The 291-nt window shown below is 79.0% G+C and carries 1 protein-coding gene; it reads left to right on the top strand.

All coding sequences use genetic code 11. The features are described 5' to 3' along the window. On the top strand, positions 1-291 hold a 291-nt coding region (locus tag QWY29_RS20080), incomplete at both ends, for a hypothetical protein (RefSeq protein ID WP_300963001.1).

Here is a 291-nt window from a genome sequence, read left to right as displayed (position 1 = left end):
CTCCCCGAGATCCCGGGCCTGCCCGGCATCCCCGGCCTGGGCTCGCTCACCGACGGGCTGGCCGGCTCCCTGACCGGCGGCGGCGGCGACGGCGGCCTGCTCGGCGGGCTGAGCGGCTCGCGCGCCGACGCCGGCGCGCCGGCCGCACGCGAGCGGCGTACGGCGCGTGCCGAGGAGCGTGCCGAGGACGAGGAGGTCGAGTGCCAGATCCCCGCACAGCTCGCCGCGCTCGTCGACCTCGGCGGGTACGCCGCCGAGTCGGTCGTGACCAACGACCCCACCGAGGTGCGC

This window comes from Nocardioides abyssi, assembly GCF_030412915.1.
GTDB classification, from domain to species: Bacteria; Actinomycetota; Actinomycetes; order Propionibacteriales; family Nocardioidaceae; genus Nocardioides; species Nocardioides abyssi.
Note: the sequence above shows the minus strand (reverse complement) of the source record. Positions and strands in the feature narration are given on the sequence as shown.